The sequence below is a fragment of the Streptomyces sp. GbtcB7 genome, assembly GCF_019091445.1.
Taxonomy (GTDB): Bacteria; Actinomycetota; Actinomycetes; order Streptomycetales; family Streptomycetaceae; genus Streptomyces; species Streptomyces mirabilis.
Genome location: NZ_JAGXJM010000035.1, coordinates 107,318 through 127,203 on the forward strand (window position 1 = coordinate 107,318; position 19,886 = coordinate 127,203).

A 19,886-nucleotide genomic window follows, 5' to 3' on the forward strand; every position below is an offset into this window, starting at 1 on the left:
CGAGCCCGCCCAGGACTGAGCCGTCGCCAACTCCCCGTAGGGAGAAGGTGAACGCGTGTGACAGCTCCTCCGCGCCTGGGGCGCAGAAAGCTCGGATCGGACGCCCGGGCCGCGTACGTGTTCCTTGCGCCGGCCCTCATCGGGTTCACGGTGTTCGTCGTCTACCCGCTGATCCGGTCGGCCTACTTCGCGCTGACGCAGTACAACGGCCTTTCGGACCCGAAGTTCGTCGGCTTCGACAACTTCCGAAGGATGTTCACCACCGATCCGTCGTTCTGGCCCTCGGTGCGCGCCACCCTGCTGCTGGTGGTCCTGTACGTACCTTTGTCGCTGGCCATCGGACTGGCGCTGGCGGTCTTCTGCAACCAGCGGATGCGGGGGGTCAGCCTGCTGCGCACGCTGTGCTACCTGCCCGTCGTACTGCCGGTGGTGGCCACGATCACGCTGTGGAAGTTCGTCTTCAATCCCCAAGTCGGCCTGGCCAACCAGGTGCTGACGTGGCTTCACCTCCCGACGAGTGAGTGGCTGTCCGGTTCGGACTCGGCGATGCCCTCGATCGTGATCGTCATGCTGTGGAGCGTCGGCTCAACAATGATCATTTTTCTTGCCGCGCTCCAGGCGGTTCCCACCGAGCTCTACGAAGCGGCCAGGCTCGACGGCGCCGGACCCAGGACGGTGTTCTTCCGGATCACGCTGCCGCTGATCAGCCCGATCATGGTGCTGCAGGTCGTGCTGCAGATGGTGACCGCCCTCCAGGCCTTCAACCAGCCGAAGATCCTCTCGCCGGACAACATGGGAGGCCCGGGATTCAGCACCAGGGTGCTGATGCTGTCGATCTACGGCAACGGCTTCCCGAAACTCGGCCAGGTCGCCCAACTCGGCTACGCCTCCGCACAGGTGTGGGTGCTCTTCCTCGTCATCGTCGTCCTGATCGCCGCCACCGCTCGCTTCTCCTCGATTTGGACCTACAGTGACCACGTCTCCTGACGTCATGAAGACATCGCCGTCGGCAGCGGCTCCCAAGTCACCCACCACCACAAGTGCGAGCCGGCCGCCGGGCAGGGCCGCACGCACCGCGTCCTGGTACGCCATCGCGCTGCTCATCAGCTCCGTGATGATCCTGCCCATCCTGTGGATGCTCACCGTCGCGCTCAAAGGGCCTTCGGCCGTCTTCGAAGTGCCGCCGAAACTGCTGCCCCACGAGTTCCACTTCAAGAACTTCATCGACGGGCCGAAGGCGATCCACTTCCCGCGTCTGCTGCTCAACTCCGTTGTCATCACCGGTCTTTCGGTGATCGGGGGAGTGATGACGTCGATGATGGCCGGATACGCCCTGGCCCGACTCCGCTTCCCCGGCCGCAGGATCCTGTTCTATGTCTTCGTCGGCAGCATGCTCCTGCCACCGGTGGTCGGCATCATCCCGTTGTTCCAGCTGTTCAAGGACATCGGCTGGTACGACACCTGGCTACCGCTGATCGTGCCGGCCTGGCTGGGCGGCAATCCGCTGTTCATCTTCCTCGCCCGCCAGTACTTCCTGTCGATTCCCTACTCCATCGACGAGGCCGCCAAGGTCGACGGCGCGGGACACTTCCGGATCTTCGTGAGCGTCATGCTGCCCATCACCCGGCCGGCCTGGATCACCATGTCCATCCTGGCCTTCCAGATGTCGTGGAACGACTATCTCAACCCGCTGATCTATCTGTACTCGTCGGAGAAGTGGCCGCTGAGCGTCGGCATGGCCTCCTTCGTCTCCCAGTTCGCCGGCCAGACCCCGGACTGGAACCTCTTCATGGCCACCAACCTGCTCTACATGCTGCCCCCACTGGCCGTGTTCTTCGTGGCCCAGCGCTACTTCATCCAAGGCCTGAGCGCTCTGGGCACCGTCAACCAGCGCTGACCCGCACCCCGTCAGCCGACCCAATCCACGTACCAGGAGGGCACGTTGAAAAGAACACTCCATGCCGCCGGAGCGCTGCTGGCGGCAGGCGGACTACTGGCCACGTCGGCCTGCGGCGGCTCCTCGGGACAGGAGTCGGGCGGGAAGACCACGGTCACCGTGATGACCTGGGAGTCGAACGCGACCAACAAGCTCATCGACCAGGCTCTGGCCGGTTTCCAGGACCCGGACATCACGGTCAAGCGCATCGACACGCCCAACGGCAACTACAGCGACAAGCTCTCGGCGCTGACCCAGGCCAAGAAACTCCCCGACCTGTTCTGGTGCGGCAATGACACCGAGCAGCAGTACACCGGACAGGGGCTGCTCACCGACTGGTCCTCGAAGCTCTCCGGTTCCGGCGACTTCAGTGCCGGCAGTTTCGACTCCACGGCCATGAAGAACTGGAAGACCGCCGACGGCAAGATCGGCGGCGTCCCCTCCCTGATGAACACGTATGGCATCTGGTACGACATCGACGCCTTCAAGGCCGCCGGTATACCGGTACCCGCGGCCGGCTGGACCTGGGACCAGATGTACGACGCCGCCGCGAAGCTGCACGAGAAGGGTGCCAAGTACGGTCTCGTCGCCGACGCCATGACCGCCCTCGACGCCCCCTTCAGCCTCAGCCTCTACTCCCAGTCCGCCGGCGGCGCACCCTTCACCGACGACGTCCACCACCCCACCAAGGTCACCGTCGACGCCACGTACACCGAAGGCGTCGGCAAGCTCGTGGCGGGGATCAAGAGCGGCGCCGTAGCGCCTCCCGGTTACGACATCTCCAACCAGCAGTCGCTGTTCTCCGCCGGGGAGATCCCCATGCTCTGGAGCGGTCAGTGGCTGGCCGCCGGCTTCCTCACGGACAAACCGAAGATCAAGTACGGGTTCGCGCCCCTGCCCCAGGCCGACAAGCCGGCCACGCTGTACGACGCCGTGGGCATCTGCACCCCCTCGTACACCAAGAACGCGGACGCCACCTTCAAGGTCCTGAAGTACCTCGACTCCACCGTGTGGACCAAGGTGCTCCCCGACTCGCCCGTGGCGGTGCCGGCCTACACCGGTGCACAGGACGCCTACTTCAACGCCCTCGACAAGGCGGGGCAGACGACCGTCGCCTCCACCGTCAAGACGGATCTGAAGGCCTCGTCCACCATCGGCGTGCGCTTCACCACCCAGTGGGCCAGCCAGGCCAACGACCTGGTCACGGCGTACTGGCCCGACATCCTCCAGGGCAAGAAGCCGCTGTCCGATCTGCAGACCCTGGCCGACAAGATCAACGAAGTGATCAAGAGCAACAGTTAGGTGTGCGGCGCGTTCGCGGTCGGCGGGCAAGCCGCCCGCCGACCGGGGCGTACGACGAGAACGGAAACGTATCCTGAGGGCGTTCGCCCGGTCAGGCCCGCGCGGCACCCTCTCAGGTGGCCGCGGAACACATCAGGAAAGTTGGTCTCCGCCCCACGTGAGCAGTCGTCTCCCGCAGCGCCAGAACACCAGGCCGACGATGCGCGATGTCGCAGAGCGGGCCGGAGTCGCCCTTGTCACCGTGTCCCGCGTCGTCAACGGCATCGGGACGGTCCGCGAGGAGACGGCCGACCGTGTGAACGCGGCGATCAGCGAGATCGGGTACCAGCGCAACGAGATCGCGCGTTCCCTGCGCCCCGGGCAGAACTCGATGACCATCGGCCTGCTGCTCGGCGACCTGACCAACCCTTTCTACGCGTCGTTGGCGAAGGCGGCGGTCGAGGTGGCGGCCCACGCCGGCTATGCCGTTCTCCTGAGCACCGCCGACGAGGACCCGAAGGTCGAACGCCGTGCCGTGGGCGAGCTGATCGGGCGACGAGTGGCCGGTCTCATCATCGTGCCCGACCAGGGCGATCACGCCTTTCTGCAGGAGGTCAACGGCCACGACCAGGTGCCCATCGTCTTTGTGGACCGGCCCGCCACCGGAGCCGAGGCCGATGTCGTCCTCGTCGACAACGAGGGCGGGGGACGTATGGCGACGCAGCACCTCATCGACCACGGTCACCGCCGGATCGCGATCCTCGTCGCGCCCTCGTACTACACCACCGGCCGCCGACTGCGCGGATACCGCAAGGCCCTGCGGCAGAGCGGCATCGAAGCCGACGAAGCACTGGTGGTCACCCTGCGGCGCGGCACCACGGAGGAGGCCACCGCCGCCACCCACGCCCTGCTCACCTCGCCGCACCCGCCGACGGCGATCTTCTCGACGACGGGCTTCCTCACCGAGGGCGTCCTGCGGGCGAGCCAGCAGCTGCACGCTAGTATCGCCGTGGTGGGCTTCGACGACTTCAAGCTCGCCGATATGCTCCCCACCCCGGTCACGGTGGTGACCTCGGACATCGAGGAACTCGGCCGCCGTGCCGCCCGTCTGTTGATCGACCGCATCAACGGTGAGGACTCACCCTTCCACCGGACCGTGCTGCCGTCGCGGTTGATCGCCCGTGGCACGGGGGAGACGGCTGCCCGTTGACTTGCTCCTCGGGCTGAAGCCCGAGGATTCTGGCCTTCTCGTCCGTTGCTGTGCCGCTACGCGGCACGGGGTTCGGGGGAGAATCCGTGGCTTCCTGCTTCGTCGCGCTGTGCCAGGACGAGTCCTGGTCTTACCTGCGCTCCACAGGCTGCGACCGCCAGTCCGGCGGCCGTTCTCACGTTCCTCGCGGCATTGTGGTCCCGGTCATGGACCGTGCCGCACGCGGGGCAGGTCCACTCCCTGATGTTCAGGGGTTTGGGGCCGTCCTTGACGCCGCAGGCGGAACAGGTCTGGGAGGTCGGCTCGAACCTGCCGATCTTCACCAGGGTGCGCCCGTACCTGACCGCCTTGTACTCCAACATGGCCACGAACTGTGCCCAGCCCGCATCATGCACGCTCTTGGCCAGCCTGGTGCGCGCCAGTCCCTTGACCGCCAGGTCCTCCACACCGATCGTTTGGTTCTCGCGGATCAGCTTCGTGGAGAACTGGTGGTGGAACTCGCGGCGCGCGTCGGCCACCTTCGCGTGGGCGCGGGCGACCTTCAGGCGGGCCTTCTCCCGGTTCTTCGACCCCTTCTGCTTACGGGACAGGTCCCGCTGGGCCTTCTTCAGCTTCTTCTCCGCGCGGCGCAGGAACCGCGGGGAGTCGATCACACGGCCATCCGAGAGGACCGCGAAATGCGTCAGGCCCAGGTCGATACCGACCGCCTGGTCGCTGTCGGGCATCCGGTGGGCATCGTCGGCCGGGTCCGTGTCGATGACGAAGGACGCGAAGTACCGTCCGGCCGCGTCTTTGATCACGGTGACAGAGGAGGGGGCAGTGGGCAGGGCCCTGGACCACTTCACCTTCACCGCACCGATCTTCGGCAGGTTCAGCCGCCCGCTACCGGTGATCGACCAGCGGGCATTGGCGGTGAACCGGATCGACTGCCGGTTGTCCTTACGGGACTTGAACCGGGGCGCACCAGTCCTGGGGCCCTTACGGGTCCCCTTGAGGGAGGCGAAGAAGTTGCGGTAAGCGGCCTCGGCGTCGCGCAGAGCCTGCTGGAGCACCACAGCGGAAACCTCTCCCAGCCAGGACCGCTCCACCGTCCGCTTCCCCTCGGCGATCAGCTCCCTGGACAACTCGCCAGCCGTCGGGAACGCCGCACCCGCCTTCCGGGCGTCCTCACGGGCGCGCACCGCATCGTTGAACACGACACGGGCACAACCGATCGCCTGGGCCAGGGCGGTGCGCTGACCGATGTCCGGGTACAGGCGGAAGCTGTACCGAAGCTGCTTGGCGGCCACGATAGACACTTGGGTTATGGGCGAGACGCAGAAGACCAGAACTGGCCGGCACTGCGCTTTCGTGATGCACGTTCACTTGGTCTTCGTGACCAAGTTCCGGCACAAGGTGTTCCACGGACGCTCATCTGACGCGTATGGAGGAGATCATGCGGTCGGTATGCGCGGACTTCGCGGGGCCAACAAGCTCTGGTCCGGTTCCTACTTCGCAGGAACCGTCGGCGGCGCTCCACTCTCCGTGGTCAAGCAGTACATCGAGCAACAGAACCGGCCGGTGTGAGCATCACCCGGCTCCGCCCGGACCGGCCATCGCGGCGCTTTGCGCCACGGGTGGTGAACACGGGACGTCCGGCTCCGCCGAACAGGAAACCGCGACGCTCCGCGTCGCCACCGCAAGATTCGCTTCGCCATCGGGCTAAAGCCCGATGCACTACGAATGAATCCCGGTAGCGGCTCAGTAGAGCGTCGGCCACAGCTCGCGCGGCCACGCGAGCACGGCGTAGAGCTGCGCGAAGGCCGCCTGTTGGATCGCCTCGGTGCCGCCGGACGAGTCGAAGTGCACAAGACCCGTGCCGGGATCGCGCATCGTGGACCAGAGCTCGTCCGCGTAGTCGGCCATCGCCTGGTGGTACTTGCCGTCCCCGGTCACCGACTCCAGGAGCAGCAGGTTCTTGAAGAAGATCGAGTTGAAGTACACCGGCTGGGTGAACAGCCGTCCCTGCGTGACGTAGTAGGCGTAGGCCGCCTGGGCGATCCGCTCGGCCCTGCGCAGATACGTGCGGTCGTGGGTCGACTTGTAGAGAAGGACGTTCACGCCGACCGGCACTCCCTGGTTGTACGACCAGATGGTCTTCTCGACCGTTCCTTTCAGGTCGAGATGGTCCCAGTACAAAGCGCCGGGACTCTGCAGATACGTGTTCGTCCAGTCGTAGAACCGTCTTGCCCAGTCCAGGTAGCCGTCTTCACCGGTGATCTGGTGCAGACGGAGGGCGAGCTGGGCGCCCGGCATGTTCGAGACGGTGTTGCGGTCCTGGCTCCAGTTCGCCTGGGTCCAGAAGACGCCGCCGGGAGCGGCGTGCGTGGAGTCGGTGTCCCAGCCCGACCTGACGAGGTCGAAGATCTCCTTGGCCCGGGCCAGTGCCGCCGAGTCCCCTGTCTGCAGGTGGAGTTGGACTTTCGCCAAGCCCACCCATTCGTTGTCGTCGTAGAACATGTCGCCGCCGGAGCCGTAGGGGGCGCGAGGGTAGGAGTCGTACCCGGGCAGCTCGGTCGTGCCGCCGCCGGCGTTCCAGTAGTGCTCCTGCGCCTTCGCCCGCTCGGTCACCTCCGCCGCGTAGCGGGCGTCGACCGCCGCGAGGTCGAGGGCCGCGATGTGTACCTGGGAGAAGGGCCATTCGTACGAGTACGCGTTGTCTCCGGAAGTCGCCGGATACTGCTCGCGGACCAGACCGGAGCCGTCCTTGCTCGCCAGGTGTCTCTCCAGCGCGGCGTAGGCCGCGATGCCGCGTGACAACGCCTGTGACCGGTCAGGGTGTTGAGACCCGCCCAAGTCTGTCGCGGCTGACGTTCCGTTGGTCGCGGTCAGCGTGGCCATGGCCGCGATGCCGCCGCCGACCAGCGCCCGGCGAGAGGGATTCAAGCGCATCGAAACGCCTCCATTCAGAGCGCCGCCGCCTGCACGGGTCGCGCAGGCGTCAGGCGAATGGAAACGTTGCCACTGCCGAATGGAGTCGTCAACAGGCCGCGCAGGCACGGTAGTTCTTCGCCGTTACCCCAACAGCCTTTGTGGTACGGACCATTGACGTCCGATCGAGGTAGTGAGATCTTCCCGATGGTTACGTTTCCATAGCTCCGGACACCTGGATCCGTCCGGCCCCCACGGCGAAACAGGAGACGCAGACATGACCGCCCCGTCAAGCCCGTGGAGACCCCTGAGAGCGGTGCTCGCGCTGCTGCTGTTGGTGCTCTCCCCGCCCCTGCTCCTGCTGAGCTCGGCCCCGCGCGTCCACGCTCTCGACAACGGCCTGGCCCGGACACCCCCGATGGGCTGGAACGACTGGAACGCCTTCGGCTGCAATGTCAGCGAGGCGCTGGTCGAGCAGACCGCCGACTATCTCGTCTCCTCCGGCCTGAAGGACGCGGGGTACCAGTACGTCAACATCGACGACTGCTGGATGGCCTCGGCCCGGAACTCCGCCGGTCAACTGGTACCCGACCCCGTCAAGTTCCCCGACGGCGTCAGCGGCACCGCCGCCTACGTCCACTCCAAGGGACTCAAGCTCGGCATCTACGAGAGCGCCGGCACCGCCACCTGCCAGGGATTCCCGGGCAGCCTCGGCCATGAGCAGACGGACGCCAACAGCTTCGCCTCCTGGGGCGTCGACTATCTGAAGTACGACAACTGCAACCACCAGAACGTGCCCGACCAGCAGCGTTACACCGCCATGCGCGACGCCTTGGCCAACACCGGCCGGCCGATCGTCTACAGCCTCTGCAACTGGGGTCTCGCCAGTGTGTGGACCTGGGGTGCGGGGGTCGGCAACAGCTGGCGCACCACCGACGACATCAACGTCAACTTCTCCACGGTGGTGTCGATCTACAAGGCCAACGTCCAGCTCGCCCAGTACGCCAAGCCCGGTGCCTGGAACGACCCGGACATGCTCGAGGTGGGCAACGGCATGTCGTTCACCGAGGACCGTTCCCACTTCAGCCTGTGGGCCGAGATGGCCGCGCCGCTGATCGCCGGAACCGACCTGCGCAAGGCCTCCGCCGCCACCCTCTCCCTCTACGGCAACAAGGAGGTCATCGCCGTGGACCAGGACTCCCTCGGCAAGCAGGGCACCGAGATCTCCTCGGCAGGTGGGCTGCACGTCCTGACCAAACCCCTCGCCAACGGTGATGTGTCGGTCGTCCTGTTCAACGAGAACTCGAGCGCGGCCACGATCACGACGTCGGCCTCCGCGGTGGGGCTGCCGGCCGCTTCGTCTTACCGGATCAACAACCTCTGGAGCCACCAGATCAGCAGCACGACCGGCAGCATCGCGGCCAATGTACCGGGGCACGGCTCCGTCATGTACCGGGTGTCCGTCGGCAGCGGAACCAGCGTCGGGACGACACACCCGCTGATCGGAGCCTCTTCCAACCGCTGCCTCGACGCGTACGACGGTCAGACCACGCCCGGCACCAAGATCGAGATCTGGGACTGCGGTGGCGGCGCCAACCAGGCCGTCACCCTCACCGCCGCCGGTGAACTGCGGCTCTACGGCGGCACCCAGTGCCTGGACGCCTACGACAACGGGACCACCTCCGGCACGAAAGTGCAGCTCTGGACCTGCAATGGCGGAGCCAACCAGCAGTGGCGCCTCAACGGAAACGGCACCATCACCGGCACCCAGTCCGGGCTCTGCCTCGATGTCACCGGAGGCGACAAGCCCGCCGGGAACGTCAACGGCACCCAGGTCGAGTTGTGGACCTGCAACGGCGGCGCCAACCAGCAGTGGCGTCTGGGCTGACGGCCCGCACCCCCCACGCCCACGGAGCTGACATGAACTCAACGGCAAGACATGTCCGGAGCATCGGGACCGGTCTGATCGCGACGCTGACCCTCCTGATCACGGTCACCGGCGGCGTCGCGACCGCCGCCCCCGAGGCGACGATCTGCAACAAGTACTGCGACGGCCGCGACCCGGCCCTGTCCCCGGGGGACCGGCAGCCGGTCACCGCCACCATCTACTCCCGCACCCTCGCCCTGCACTTCAACGACACCGACGCGATGGGCTGGGCCTCGATCACCAACGGCAGCCCGACCGACGAGGTCTGGCTCGACCGCTCCTTCGACGGCGGCCGCACCTGGAGCTCGGGGAGCAAGCTCGGTGACACCACCATCCCCTCAGGACAAGGGGGTTGGCGCACCCTTATGTACAACGTCGACGACTGGAACAACAACGGCGTCGGCGCGCTGCGGGCCTGCGGCAAGGCGGGGGACCGGGCCGAGATCGCCTGCACGGCATGGGCCCGTACCACCTGGAACGCGTACAGCCGCCCCACGGCGGCGGCGACCGCGCTGATGCAGTCGTACAACAACTCCACCGGCCTGTTCGACACCACCGGTTGGTGGAACTCCGCCAATGCCCTGACCGCGATCATCAACAACATCCGCGTCACCGGAATGCCCAGCTACAAGTACGCCATCGCGAACACCTATGACCGTCAACTGGGGTCCCAGGGCGGCCAGTTCCGCAACGACTACATCGACGACACGGGCTGGTGGGGGCTCGCCTGGGTCGCCGCGTACGACCTGACCGGCGACAGCCGCTATCTCAACACCGCCCGCGCCGACGCGGACTACATGGCGCGGTACTGGGACTCGACGTGCGGCGGCGGGGTGTGGTGGAGCACGGCGAAGACGTACAAGAACGCCATCGCCAACTCCCTCTACCTGGAGCTGAACGCCGCCCTGCACAACCGCATCGGCGCCGACTCGGTCTATCTGGGCCGGGCGAACGCGGAGTGGTCGTGGTTCAAGGGCACCGGCATGATCAACAGTTCGCACCTGGTCAACGACGGCATCGACCTGTCGACCTGTCGCAACAACGGGTCCACGGCATGGTCGTACAACCAGGGCGTACTCCTCGGCGGACTGGCCGAGCTGTACCGCGCGACGGGGGACTCGGCCCTGCTGACCACCGGCCGCCAGATCGGTGACGCCTCGACCACCTCCGCATCGCTGAACTCCGGCGGAATCCTGCGCGAGCCGTGTGAGACGAACGGCTGCGGGGCCGACGGGCCGACCTTCAAGGGTGCCTACGTCCGCGGTCTGAGCGCCTTCAACGCCCAGTTGTCCGACCGCCCCTACACCTCGTACCTCGCGCGGCAGGCCGACTCCGCCTACGCCAACGACCGCAACGCCCTCGACGCGTACGGATTGCACTGGGCCGGGCCGATCGACTCCACGGACGCCGCCCGCCAGCAGAGCGCACTCGACGTGATGAACGCGGCGTCCTGACCGGTCGTCGCCGACCGGCGCCGCCCTCCTGGGAGATTTTGCAGGGTACCGATGACCTGTTGGTGGATGCCCCGTCCGCGTTGCTAAGATGCTGGGCATCACGTGAGCCTTCTCGGCGCGGACTCCGATCCGCCGAGGAGGCTTTTTTCATGGCCGGGTCCAGCCTGACCCGGCACCGGCGGACCCGCTTCGAAGGTACTCACGCGCCGAGTGACCTGAACGCGCCGCGCCGCCCATCGGTTCCCAGTTCCCATCCCGCAAGAGGAGATCCATGTCATGGGCCCACGGACGAACACCGCGGCAGCCACAGGTACTTGGCGACTCGGTGATCTGACCGTCAACCGCGTCGGGTTCGGCGCGATGCGCCTGACCGGGACCGCGCCCTTCGACCGCGGCGTGCCGCGCGACCGCGCACGGTCGATCGACGTGCTCCGGCGGGCGATCGAGCTGGGCGTGAACCACATCGACACCGCCGCGTTCTACTTCTCGGCGACGCGCTCCGCGAACGAGCTGATCAACCGGGCGCTGGCGCCGTACCCGGAGGATCTGGTCATCACCACCAAGGTCTGGCCGGGCCGTGATCCCTCGGGCGCGTGGTGGTGGGCCACACCGGCGCAGTTGCGCGGCCAGGTCGAGGAGAACCTGTGCCAACTCGGCCGCGATCACCTGGACGTGGTGAACCTGCGCGTGCCGCCGAGTCGGCGGGCCGGTTCGATCGGCGAGCACTTCGGCGCGTTGGCCGGACTGCGCGATGCCGGGCTGATCCGCCACCTCGGTATCTCCAACGTCACGTCCGAGCAACTGGCCGAGGCTCTCGCCATCGCCCCGGTCGTCTGCGTGCAGAACCCTTACGGGATCGGTGAGTTGAGCGAGGACCGGGCTCTCCTGCGGCTCTGTGGTGAACTCGGCCTCGCCTTCGTCGCGTTCTTCTCGATCGCCGGTTCCGGGCGGGAGGCGGGTCCGGCCTCCGGTGACAGCGAGGCGGTGCGCGCCGTCGCCCGCGCGCACGGTGTGTCCGTCGCGCAGGTCCGGCTGGCCTGGACCTTGCGGCAGGGGCCGCACGTGCTGGCGATCCCGGGCACCGGTGATCCGGACCACCTCGCGCAGAACGTGGCGGCCGGCGCGCTGCGGCTCTCGGAGGAGGAGATGGTGCGCCTCACCTCGCTGCGGCCAGCCGCGCACAGTAGCCCGCCGCCGGCCGAAATCCGTTCCACCGGCCACCGCTCGGACTGAGAGCGTCCGTCAGCAGTCGCCCACGAATCGCCTGGCGCCAGAGCCCCCTACGACAGGCGTCGAGAGACCGGAGACCGGCACGTCACCGCGCAGCGCAACTTGTGCGGACCCCGCGGCCCAGGCATGATCCGCCGGACCGGACCGGACCGGACCGGACCTAGGCCTGGTAGGCCGCGGAGATCTGGCCGACCAGGACGGCGAACGGCATGTCGAGGGCGGCGTAGACGGCGCCGGACTCGGGGGCGGCGTTGTCGGCCAGGGCCTCGACCATGAGGGTGGCGTAGTCGCTGACGACGACGCCCGCCTGCTGTATGCGCAGCAGTCCGGCCTCCCGCTTGGCCTGGCTGAAGGTGCCGGAGGCGTCCACGGCGACATACGCGTCATGGCCGGCAGCCGTCGCGGAGATCGCGGGCAGTGCCGCGCACACCTCGAGCGACACCCCGGCGAAGATCAGCTTCTGCCGGCCGGTGGCCTCGATGGCCTCACGGACGCGGTCGTCGTGCCAGGCATTGACCGTGCTGCGGTCGATGATCTTCAGTCCGGCCGGCAGTGCCTCGACCAGCTCGGGGGTGGTCGGCCCCCACATGCTCTCGGCCGCGGTGGTGGTGACGACCAGCGGGATGTCCAACACGGTCGCCGCCCGTGCCAGCGCCACCACGTTGTGCTTCAGCTCGCCCACCGGGATGTCCCGGACGCCGGACAGCAGGCCTACCTGGTGGTCGACCAGCACCACGGCGGCGTTGTCCCGGGTGATCGATTCCAAGAAATTGCTGCGCTCGCTCATCGTCCGCTCCTTTGAGGGTTGAGCCACAGCTTGTTGGTCACTAAAGTTGATAGTCAGTTTTAGTGACAATTCGAAGCTATACCTCGGTCCCCCCGAGCGCAAGCGCCGGTCACACAGCACAGTGGCGGACGACCGCCAAGACGGGAGAGACGTTGAGCGAGCACCAGACCGCGGAACCGGACCTCGGCGTACTCGCCGCCCAGGTCCTCTTCTCCGTTCAGCGTGAGCTGTTCACCGCGCTCGCCGAGCAGGGCTTCGACGACATCCAGCCCCGGGCCGGCGCCGTCCTCGCCTACCTGCGTGCCGACGGCATCCGTGCCAGCGAACTCGCCCGCGTCTCCGGACAGCACAAGCAGGTCATCGGCTCACTCGTCGACGACCTTGAACGCCTGGGTTACGTCGAACGCAAACCCGACCCCGGGGACCGCCGCGCCAAACTGATCTGCCCCACCGAACGCGGGCTGCTCCAGATGGAGGCCGCCGTCTCCATCATGCGCACGATCGAGGAACGCCACGCGAAGGCACTGGGTCAGCAGGAGTACGCCGCCTTCAAGACCGCTCTCCATCGCGTGGCCGATCTCCAACGCGAGATCCAACGCGAGATCCAGCACGACAGCCGAGGCGCGAGGGCGCGGTGAGGGCGACCGGGTGACCAGTGACGCTGGTTCGGCTTCGGTACCCCGGGGTGACCGGCCGAGCACCCCGTGGCCGCCACCGACCGGTGGCCCCCGTGCGGTCGCGAGGTCTAGAGTGGGGACAAAGTGGTTGAAGGGCGAACGGAGTTTCCCATGAGTGCGCTGCAGCCCCTGGACCTCGCGGCGATCGAGGCGGAGCGTACGCGCATCCGCGACACGCATCTGGCCTCGGACAGGCCGGCGAGTTCCGCACGCGGAGTGCACCACGTGGCGCTGCTCTCCGCCGACGTCGAGCGGACCGTCCGCTTCTACCAGGGCATCCTGGAGTTCCCGCTCACCGAGGTGATCGAGAACCGCGACTACAAGGGTTCCACCCACTTCTTCTTCGACGTCGGCAACGGCAACCTGCTGGCCTTCTTCGACTTCCCCGGCCTCGACCTAGGCCCCTACGCCGAGGTGCTCGGTGGACTGCACCACCTGGCCATCTCCGTCGACCCCACTACCTGGCAGCGGCTGCGCGAACGGCTCGACGCCGCCGGGGTCGACTACGAGGAGGAGAGCGGCACTTCGCTCTACTTCCGCGACCCCGACGGCGCCCGCGTCGAACTCCTCGCCGAGCCCTTGGGCGAGATGTACGGCAACTCCGTGCGCTGACGTCCGCTGAAAGTACGGGGCCGAGGGCACGGGGCTGAAGGTACGGGCCGACAGGTCAGCCCAGCGTGCTCGCCCAGTTCGCCGGCACCCGCCCCGCGGGACCCGGTGTCGGCTGGTCCGCGGGGTGGCTCAGCGGGGGAGCGAGGTCCGGGCCGGACTCGTACAGCTCGGACGTGTCGAAGTTCCAGAACCAGGCCTCGCCGGGTTCGAAACTGCGGATGATGGGATGGCCGGTGCTCCGCGCGTGCGCGGTTGCGTGCTTGGCCGGCGAGTCGTCGCAGCAGCCGATGTGGCCGCACTGCGCACAGCGGCGCAGGTGGAACCACCAGCCGCCGGTGGCGTCGCAGTCCCCGCACCCCGGACCGCTCGGCGGGACGCTCGGGTCGATTCCGGCGGGCAGGCTCATGAAGACTCCTCGGGTGTTTCGGTGTCCGCTGCGGTCAGTGGAAGGCGCACCTGGAAACGGGTGTCGCCCGGGACGGACTCCACGTGAAGACTCCCGTGGTGCTTGTTGACAACAATCCGAAACGAGATGTCCAGACCGAGCCCCGTCCCCTCACCGACCGGCTTGGTGGTGAAGAACGGGTCGAAGATGCGGTCGCGGATCTCGGGCGGTACCCCGGGACCGGTGTCGCGGAACTCGACGAGCAGGTCGTCGTGGTCGAGTGCGGTGCGCACGGTCAGGGTCCCCTCGCCATCCATCGCCGAGACGGCGTTGTCGACGAGGTTCGTCCATACCTGGTTCAACTCGCCCGGATACGCGGGGATCTTCGGCAGTGTACGGTCGAACTCCTTGACGACCTTGACGCCGGAGCCGATCTTCCCGGAGAGCATCATCAGCGTGCTGTCCAGGAGTTCGTGGACATCGACGACCTGATACGGCGCGCGGTCGAGCTGCGAGTACTGTTTGGCCGCGTCCACGAGGTGCGTGATACGGGTCGTGGAATCCTCGATCTCGTTCATGAGGAGCTCGGTCTCCACGGTGTAGTTCAGCCAATGGACCGCGCCCTGGAGCGTCTCCTCGTCCACGGCCGCCGCGACCTGGTCCAACCAGTCCGTGTCGAGCCCCGCCTGCACGAACGTCGGCGCGATCTGCCAGCCGCCCGCGATGTCGTGGTCGTCCAGCCAGTCGGCGAGCGCGTCCTCCCGGTCGGAGGTCTCCAGCGGGCTCAGCGGCGTGGCCTTGGCGACCTGCTCGGCGGTGCGCTCCTGGATCTCGACCAGGATTTCCAGAGTGTCCCGTTTGTAGGGGCCCGCGGCGATCGCGCCGAGCTTCTGCCGCATCTTCGCGACCCGCTCCCGCAGCGCGGAGGTGGCCCGGACCGCCGCCGCGGCCGGATTGTTGAGCTCATGCGTCAGCCCGGCCGACAGCGAACCGAGCGCCAGCAGTCGTTCGCGCTGCCCGATGGTCCGCTGGGCGTTCTGGGTGCCGTAGAACAGCCCTTCCAGCAGGTGTACGGCCATGGGGAACCAGTCCCGCATGATCGAGGAGAAGGTCTCGGCGGGCAGGATGAAGAACCGGGAGGGCACGGTGACGCGCAAGGAGCCCCTGTAGCTCGCCTGGTCCGGCCCGCTCACATAGGCCTGGGTGGCCCCCGCGTACACCCCGCGCTGGGAGCTGCGGGTGGTCTCCACGTCGTCGCCCCCGACCCGGCGCGACATCACCAGGGTGCCTTCGAGGAGCACGAAGAAGCAGGTGGCCGGATCGCCCTCGGTGTAGACGGGACCCGGGTCGAACTCCTCCACCCGGCCTTCCCGGCACAGCCGCCCCAGCTGGTCCGCGTCCAGCTTCTCGAACAGGAACAGCGTGCTCAGTTCCGCCATGTCGCACGGCATCGGCCGCCCGCTCATGACTGCTCCAGATAACGGTGGACGAGCATGACGGCCATGGCTCCCTCTCCGACCGCGGAAGCGACCCGCTTCGCGGACTCGGCACGCGCGTCCCCGGCCACGAACACGCCGGGAATATTGGTCTCCAGGTGGTACGGCGGCCGGTCCAGTTCCCAGCCCTTCGGCGGCTGCCCGTCGATGGTCATGTCGGGACCCGCCGGGATGAATCCGCGCCCGTCCCGCAGCACGGTTCCCTCCAGCCAGTCGGTGAGCGGGGCCGCGCCGATGAACACGAACATCCACTGCGCGTCGACGAGTTCGGTGTGCCCGCTCGTCACGTCCCGCAGGGTGAGCTGCTCCAGATGGTCCGTGCCGTGCGCCGCGTCGACGACCGTGCAGGTGCGCACCGTGATGTTGGGCGCCTCCTCGATCTGCTGGATCAGATAGTGCGACATCGAGGCGGCCAACGACGTTCCCCGTACGAGGAGGGTGACCGACTTCGCGCCGCGCGACAGGTACATGGCGGCCTGCCCGGCCGAGTTCGCCCCGCCCACGATGTACACGTCGTGGCCCTGGCAGGCGGCCGCCTCGGTCAGCGCCGAACCGTAGAAGACGCCGCATCCGGTGAGGTCGGCCAGCCCGGGCGCCTGCAACTGCCGGTACGAGACACCGGTCGCCAGGATCACCGCGTGCGCGGAGATCGCCGAGCCGTCCGAGAAACGGATGGTGCGGGACGCTCCGGTGACCTCGAGGCCGGTCACCTCGCGCGCGGTGAGGATCTCGGCGCCGAACTTAGCCGCCTGCCGCCGCGCCCGGTCCGTGAGCTGGCCCCCGGACACCCCGTCCGGGAAGCCGAGGTAGTTCTCGATGCGCGAGCTCTGCCCGGCCTGCCCACCGGTCGCCGAGCGCTCCACGAGCACGGTCCGCAGCCCCTCGGACGCGCCGTACACGGCGGCTCCGAGTCCGGCCGGACCGCCGCCGATGACGACGAGGTCGTAGAACTCCGACGTCGGCGTCGTGGCAAGGCCGACCTGCGCCGCGAGATCCGGGTCCGCGGGCTCGACCAGCGGTGTACCGTCCGGCGTGATCACCAGCGGCAGCCGCTCCCCGTCCTGACCGGCCGCGGACAGCAGCCGCTGCCCCTCCGGCGTGTCGGACGAGTACCAGCGGTACGGCACCTGGTTGCGGGCCAGGAACTCCCGTACGTCCGAGGAGCGCGCCGACCACCGGTGCCCGACCACCTTGCAGGTCGGCACGGGCCGGTAGTCGCTGGTCCGCCAGGCGTCCAGCAGATCGTCCAGGACCGGATAGAGCTTCTCCTCGGGCGGATCCCACGGCTTGAGCAGATAGTGGTCCAGATCGATCACGTTGATCGCGTCGATCGCCGCGTTCGTGTCCGCGTACGCGGTCAGCAGCACCCGGCGTGCGCCGGGGTACACGTCGAGCGCCTGTTCCAGGAACTCGATGCCGTTCATCTGTGGCATCCGGTAGTCGGCGAGGATCACCGCCACCTGGTCGCCCCGCAGCTTCAGCTCCTTGAGCGCGTCCAGCGCGGTCTCCCCGGACTCCGCGCGCACGATCCGGTGCGACTCGCCGTAGCGGCGCCTGAGGTCGCGCGCCACGGCGCGCGACACCCCGGGATCGTCATCCACGGTCAGAATGACGGTCCGCGCTGTAGCGGCGGCCTGTGCCATACGTCTCCCACCCCGAGCAGGACAGTGTCGTCCTCAATCGTATGTACGAACGCTCGCCTTCGCTCTGGAACCGCTTCACGCGTGCTCTGTGGGGGCCTCGGCCGGTGGCAGCAGGGACTCCCGCATCTTGGGGAGGATGTTGGTGACGTAGTCCTCCACGGCGGTGTCCAGGCCGATGTCGTGCTGGGCCTGCTCGGACAGGTACCAGCGGTGTTCGAGGAGCTCGTGGTAGATCTCGGCCGGGTCCATGGAGCCGCGCAGGTCCAGCGGCACCGCCCGGACGGTCGGCCGGAACACGTCTCGCACCCAGCGGTGGGCGAGGACCTCCGGGCGGGCGGCATGGGGGTACCCCCTGCTCGAGCGAAGCCGAGAGCTTGGGGGAGGGTCGCCGGGCGCGTAGTCGTCCTGGGTGGCCATCCAGCTCTCCAGGTCGTTCAGGAGGCGGCGCGCCTGGTTCTCCTCGGCGTCGAGCCCGGTCAGCCGCAACAGCTGGCGCTGGTGGTGGCCCGCGTCGACGACCTTCGGCACGAAGGTCACCGTGTCCCCGTTCGAGGAGTGCGCGATCTGCATCTCGGCGACGTCGAAACCGAGGTCGTTCAGGCGGCGGATCCGCCGGTCGATGTAGTGGTGCTTGCCCGCCGGGTAGACGGACGTGCGGGTCAGCTCGTCCCACAGGCTCTGGTACCGCGCGCAGATCTCCATGCCGAACTCGATCGGGTCGACGGAGGGGTGGAGGGCCCCCGCCGCCTCCAGGTCCAGCAGCTCCCCACTGATGTTGACGCGGGCGAGGTCGAGGTCGTACTCCCGTTGCCCATTGCTCAGTTGCGGGTGCAGCTCCCCGGTCTCGGCGTCCACGAGATATGCCGCGTACGCTCCGGCGTCGCGCCGGAACAGCGTGTTCGACAGCGAGCAGTCGCCCCACGCGAACCCCGCCAGATGCAGCCGCACCAGCAGCACCGCCAGCGCGTCCATGAGGCGGTGCATGGTGGCGGGCCGCATGGTCGTCTCGAACATCGACCGGTACGGCATCGAGCCGCCCAGGTGCCGGGTGATGAGGACGGGCTCCAGCGGGCCGCCCTCGCCGTCGGTGCGCCCGGTGACCACGGCGAGCGGGTCTACGGCGGGGATGGAGAGCCGGTCCAGGCTGCGCAGCAGTTCGTACTCGCGCAGGGCGGGCCGCTCGGCCAGCTCCTTGACGGCCACGACCTCGGTCCCGGCACGCGCGTAGCGCACCACGTGCCGTGAGATGCCGCGGGGGAGCGGGACCAGGTAGTGCTCCGGCCACTCTTCCAGTGGCAGTTGCCAGGGCAGTTCGAGCAGGAGCGCGGGGTGCTCCGGGTTGGTGGCGCTGATCTGCAAAGCCATCGACGGGCTGCCCTCACCTCGGGGTCGAACGTGTACCTGGCCCCAGCATCTACGAATGATCCCCGAGGCGGAAGACGCGGCGGGCGTTGCCCGACAGGAACAACTCGGTGGTCTCTGCGTCGAGGCGCAGGTCAGGGAGGTGTTCCAGGGCCTGACTCGGCGTGATCATGGGGTAGTTGGAGCCGAAGAGGACCTTGCGCCGTCCCCGGCCGCGCAGATAGTCGACCAGTTCGGTCGGGTAGCGGCGGGCGGTGTAGGCGCTGGTGTCGATGTGGATGTTGGCGTGTTTGTCGGCCACCGAGATCATCTCCGTGGTCCACGGGTAGCCGATGTGCCCGCAGACGATGGTCAGCTCGGGGAAGTCCAGCGCGACCTGGTCGATGTACGGGATCGGCCGGCCCGTTTCCGAGGGGCGCAGCGGTCCGGTGTGTCCGACCTGGGTGCAGAACGGGATGCCGAGCTCGACGCAGGCGGTGTACAGCGGGTAGTAGAGCCGGTCGGTGGGCGGCAGCTGCCACAGCCACGGCACGATCCTGAGGGCCACGAAGCCCAGTTCCTGGACGGCCCGCCGCAGCTCCCGCACGGCCGCGACGGGCTGGGTCAGGTCCACGCCCGCGACCCCGCGCAGCCGTCCTTCGGACCGGGCGACGAACTCGGCGACCTCGTCGTTGTCGATGAGGGGCCCCTGCGGCCCGTACCAGGCCGAGGACAGCCCGATCTCCACGTCGGCAGCCGCGAGCGCCGCCATCGTGACCTTCACCGGAAGCGGCTCCTCCAGCAGCCCCATGCCGGTCCAGCGGCGCAGCGACTCGAACATCTCGTGGTTGGAGTGGCGCAGTGTGGGGTGCTGCATCCACGCGTCGACGACCGGCATGATCCCGTACCCTCCCCGGGGCTCGTGGCTAAGCGATTGCTCATCCCGACCCTAGAGGGGTCCGCGCGCGGAGTCAGCGCTTCACGGGAACCATGGGTG

The 19,886-nt window shown here is 67.8% G+C and carries 18 protein-coding genes; 10 read left to right on the forward strand and 8 right to left on the reverse strand.

Translation table 11 applies throughout. The features are described from left to right. The first annotated feature begins 57 nt into the window (after window positions 1-57). The 4 genes from KVT44_RS42205 (at window position 58) to KVT44_RS42220 (ending at window position 4,427) form a co-directional block, all read left to right on the forward strand. Window positions 58-987: a carbohydrate ABC transporter permease gene (locus tag KVT44_RS42205; protein WP_229889034.1), complete on the forward strand. Its 930-nt coding sequence runs from the start codon at window positions 58-60 to the stop codon at window positions 985-987. 4 nt (window positions 988-991) lie between these two features. Further along, on the forward strand, window positions 992-1,897 hold the full coding sequence (locus KVT44_RS42210; RefSeq protein WP_254650642.1) for a carbohydrate ABC transporter permease: 906 nt from the start codon (window positions 992-994) through the stop codon (window positions 1,895-1,897). Between the two features lie 45 nt (window positions 1,898-1,942). Further along, the gene (locus tag KVT44_RS42215; RefSeq protein ID WP_217573205.1) at window positions 1,943-3,238 is read left to right on the forward strand and encodes an extracellular solute-binding protein; all 1,296 of its coding nucleotides are present in this window, start codon (window positions 1,943-1,945) and stop codon (window positions 3,236-3,238) included. A gap of 199 nt (window positions 3,239-3,437) precedes the next feature. After that, on the forward strand, window positions 3,438-4,427 hold the full coding sequence (locus tag KVT44_RS42220; RefSeq protein ID WP_217573207.1) for a LacI family DNA-binding transcriptional regulator: 990 nt from the start codon (window positions 3,438-3,440) through the stop codon (window positions 4,425-4,427). 56 nt (window positions 4,428-4,483) lie between these two features. On the opposite strand, the gene KVT44_RS42225 is transcribed toward KVT44_RS42220, so the two are convergent. After that, window positions 4,484-5,716 (reverse strand): RNA-guided endonuclease TnpB family protein, encoded by a 1,233-nt coding sequence (locus tag KVT44_RS42225; protein ID WP_217573241.1) that lies wholly within the window; start codon window positions 5,714-5,716, stop codon window positions 4,484-4,486. Window positions 5,717-5,732: 16 nt separating this feature from the next. On the opposite strand from KVT44_RS42225, the gene KVT44_RS42230 reads away from it, so the two are divergent. Then, a complete protein-coding gene (locus KVT44_RS42230; protein ID WP_217573209.1) occupies window positions 5,733-5,993 on the forward strand; it encodes a transposase in 261 nt (86 codons plus the stop codon). Between the two features lie 174 nt (window positions 5,994-6,167). Here the strand turns inward: KVT44_RS42230 and KVT44_RS42235 are convergent, their stop codons facing one another. Further along, window positions 6,168-7,358: a glycoside hydrolase family 76 protein gene (locus tag KVT44_RS42235; protein ID WP_217573211.1), complete on the reverse strand. Its 1,191-nt coding sequence runs from the start codon at window positions 7,356-7,358 to the stop codon at window positions 6,168-6,170. 256 nt (window positions 7,359-7,614) lie between these two features. Here KVT44_RS42235 and KVT44_RS42240 point away from each other — a divergent pair, with 256 nt between their 5' ends. The 3 genes from KVT44_RS42240 (at window position 7,615) to KVT44_RS42250 (ending at window position 11,951) form a co-directional block, all read left to right on the forward strand. Next, window positions 7,615-9,225: an alpha-galactosidase gene (locus KVT44_RS42240; protein WP_217573214.1), complete on the forward strand. Its 1,611-nt coding sequence runs from the start codon at window positions 7,615-7,617 to the stop codon at window positions 9,223-9,225. 32 nt (window positions 9,226-9,257) lie between these two features. Further along, window positions 9,258-10,718, forward strand: a complete 1,461-nt coding sequence (locus tag KVT44_RS42245) for a glycoside hydrolase family 76 protein (protein ID WP_217573216.1) — start codon at window positions 9,258-9,260, stop codon at window positions 10,716-10,718. A gap of 276 nt (window positions 10,719-10,994) precedes the next feature. After that, window positions 10,995-11,951, forward strand: coding sequence for an aldo/keto reductase (locus tag KVT44_RS42250; RefSeq protein ID WP_217573218.1), 957 nt, complete (start codon window positions 10,995-10,997; stop codon window positions 11,949-11,951). 157 nt (window positions 11,952-12,108) lie between these two features. Here KVT44_RS42250 and KVT44_RS42255 read toward each other — a convergent pair whose 3' ends face one another. After that, window positions 12,109-12,735 (reverse strand): isochorismatase family protein, encoded by a 627-nt coding sequence (locus KVT44_RS42255; protein WP_190170589.1) that lies wholly within the window; start codon window positions 12,733-12,735, stop codon window positions 12,109-12,111. A gap of 152 nt (window positions 12,736-12,887) precedes the next feature. Between KVT44_RS42255 and KVT44_RS42260 the strand changes: the two genes are divergently transcribed. Both KVT44_RS42260 and KVT44_RS42265 read left to right on the forward strand, forming a co-directional pair. Then, complete coding sequence (locus tag KVT44_RS42260; RefSeq protein WP_190170588.1) at window positions 12,888-13,373, forward strand: MarR family winged helix-turn-helix transcriptional regulator; 486 nt, start codon at window positions 12,888-12,890, stop codon at window positions 13,371-13,373. Window positions 13,374-13,523: 150 nt separating this feature from the next. Then, entirely contained in the window at window positions 13,524-14,024 is a 501-nt protein-coding gene (locus KVT44_RS42265; RefSeq protein WP_180292720.1) for a VOC family protein, read from the forward strand. Between the two features lie 55 nt (window positions 14,025-14,079). Here the strand turns inward: KVT44_RS42265 and KVT44_RS42270 are convergent, their stop codons facing one another. The 5 genes from KVT44_RS42270 to KVT44_RS42290 all read right to left on the reverse strand — a co-directional run bounded on the left by KVT44_RS42270 (window position 14,080) and on the right by KVT44_RS42290 (window position 19,787). After that, window positions 14,080-14,430, reverse strand: a complete 351-nt coding sequence (locus tag KVT44_RS42270) for a UBP-type zinc finger domain-containing protein (protein ID WP_099918828.1) — start codon at window positions 14,428-14,430, stop codon at window positions 14,080-14,082. Then, window positions 14,427-15,875, reverse strand: a complete 1,449-nt coding sequence (locus KVT44_RS42275; protein ID WP_217573220.1) for an ATP-binding protein — start codon at window positions 15,873-15,875, stop codon at window positions 14,427-14,429. Before KVT44_RS42275 ends, KVT44_RS42270 begins: the two co-directional genes overlap by 4 nt. Then, window positions 15,872-17,548 (reverse strand): FAD-dependent oxidoreductase, encoded by a 1,677-nt coding sequence (locus KVT44_RS42280; RefSeq protein WP_190170587.1) that lies wholly within the window; start codon window positions 17,546-17,548, stop codon window positions 15,872-15,874. Before KVT44_RS42280 ends, KVT44_RS42275 begins: the two co-directional genes overlap by 4 nt. A gap of 75 nt (window positions 17,549-17,623) precedes the next feature. Beyond that, window positions 17,624-18,913 carry a DUF4032 domain-containing protein gene (locus tag KVT44_RS42285; protein ID WP_217573222.1) on the reverse strand — a complete coding sequence of 430 codons (1,290 nt, stop codon included), beginning with the start codon at window positions 18,911-18,913 and terminating at the stop codon, window positions 17,624-17,626. Window positions 18,914-18,962: 49 nt separating this feature from the next. Next, window positions 18,963-19,787 carry an amidohydrolase family protein gene (locus tag KVT44_RS42290; protein WP_217573224.1) on the reverse strand — a complete coding sequence of 275 codons (825 nt, stop codon included), beginning with the start codon at window positions 19,785-19,787 and terminating at the stop codon, window positions 18,963-18,965. Window positions 19,788-19,886: the final 99 nt, after the last annotated feature.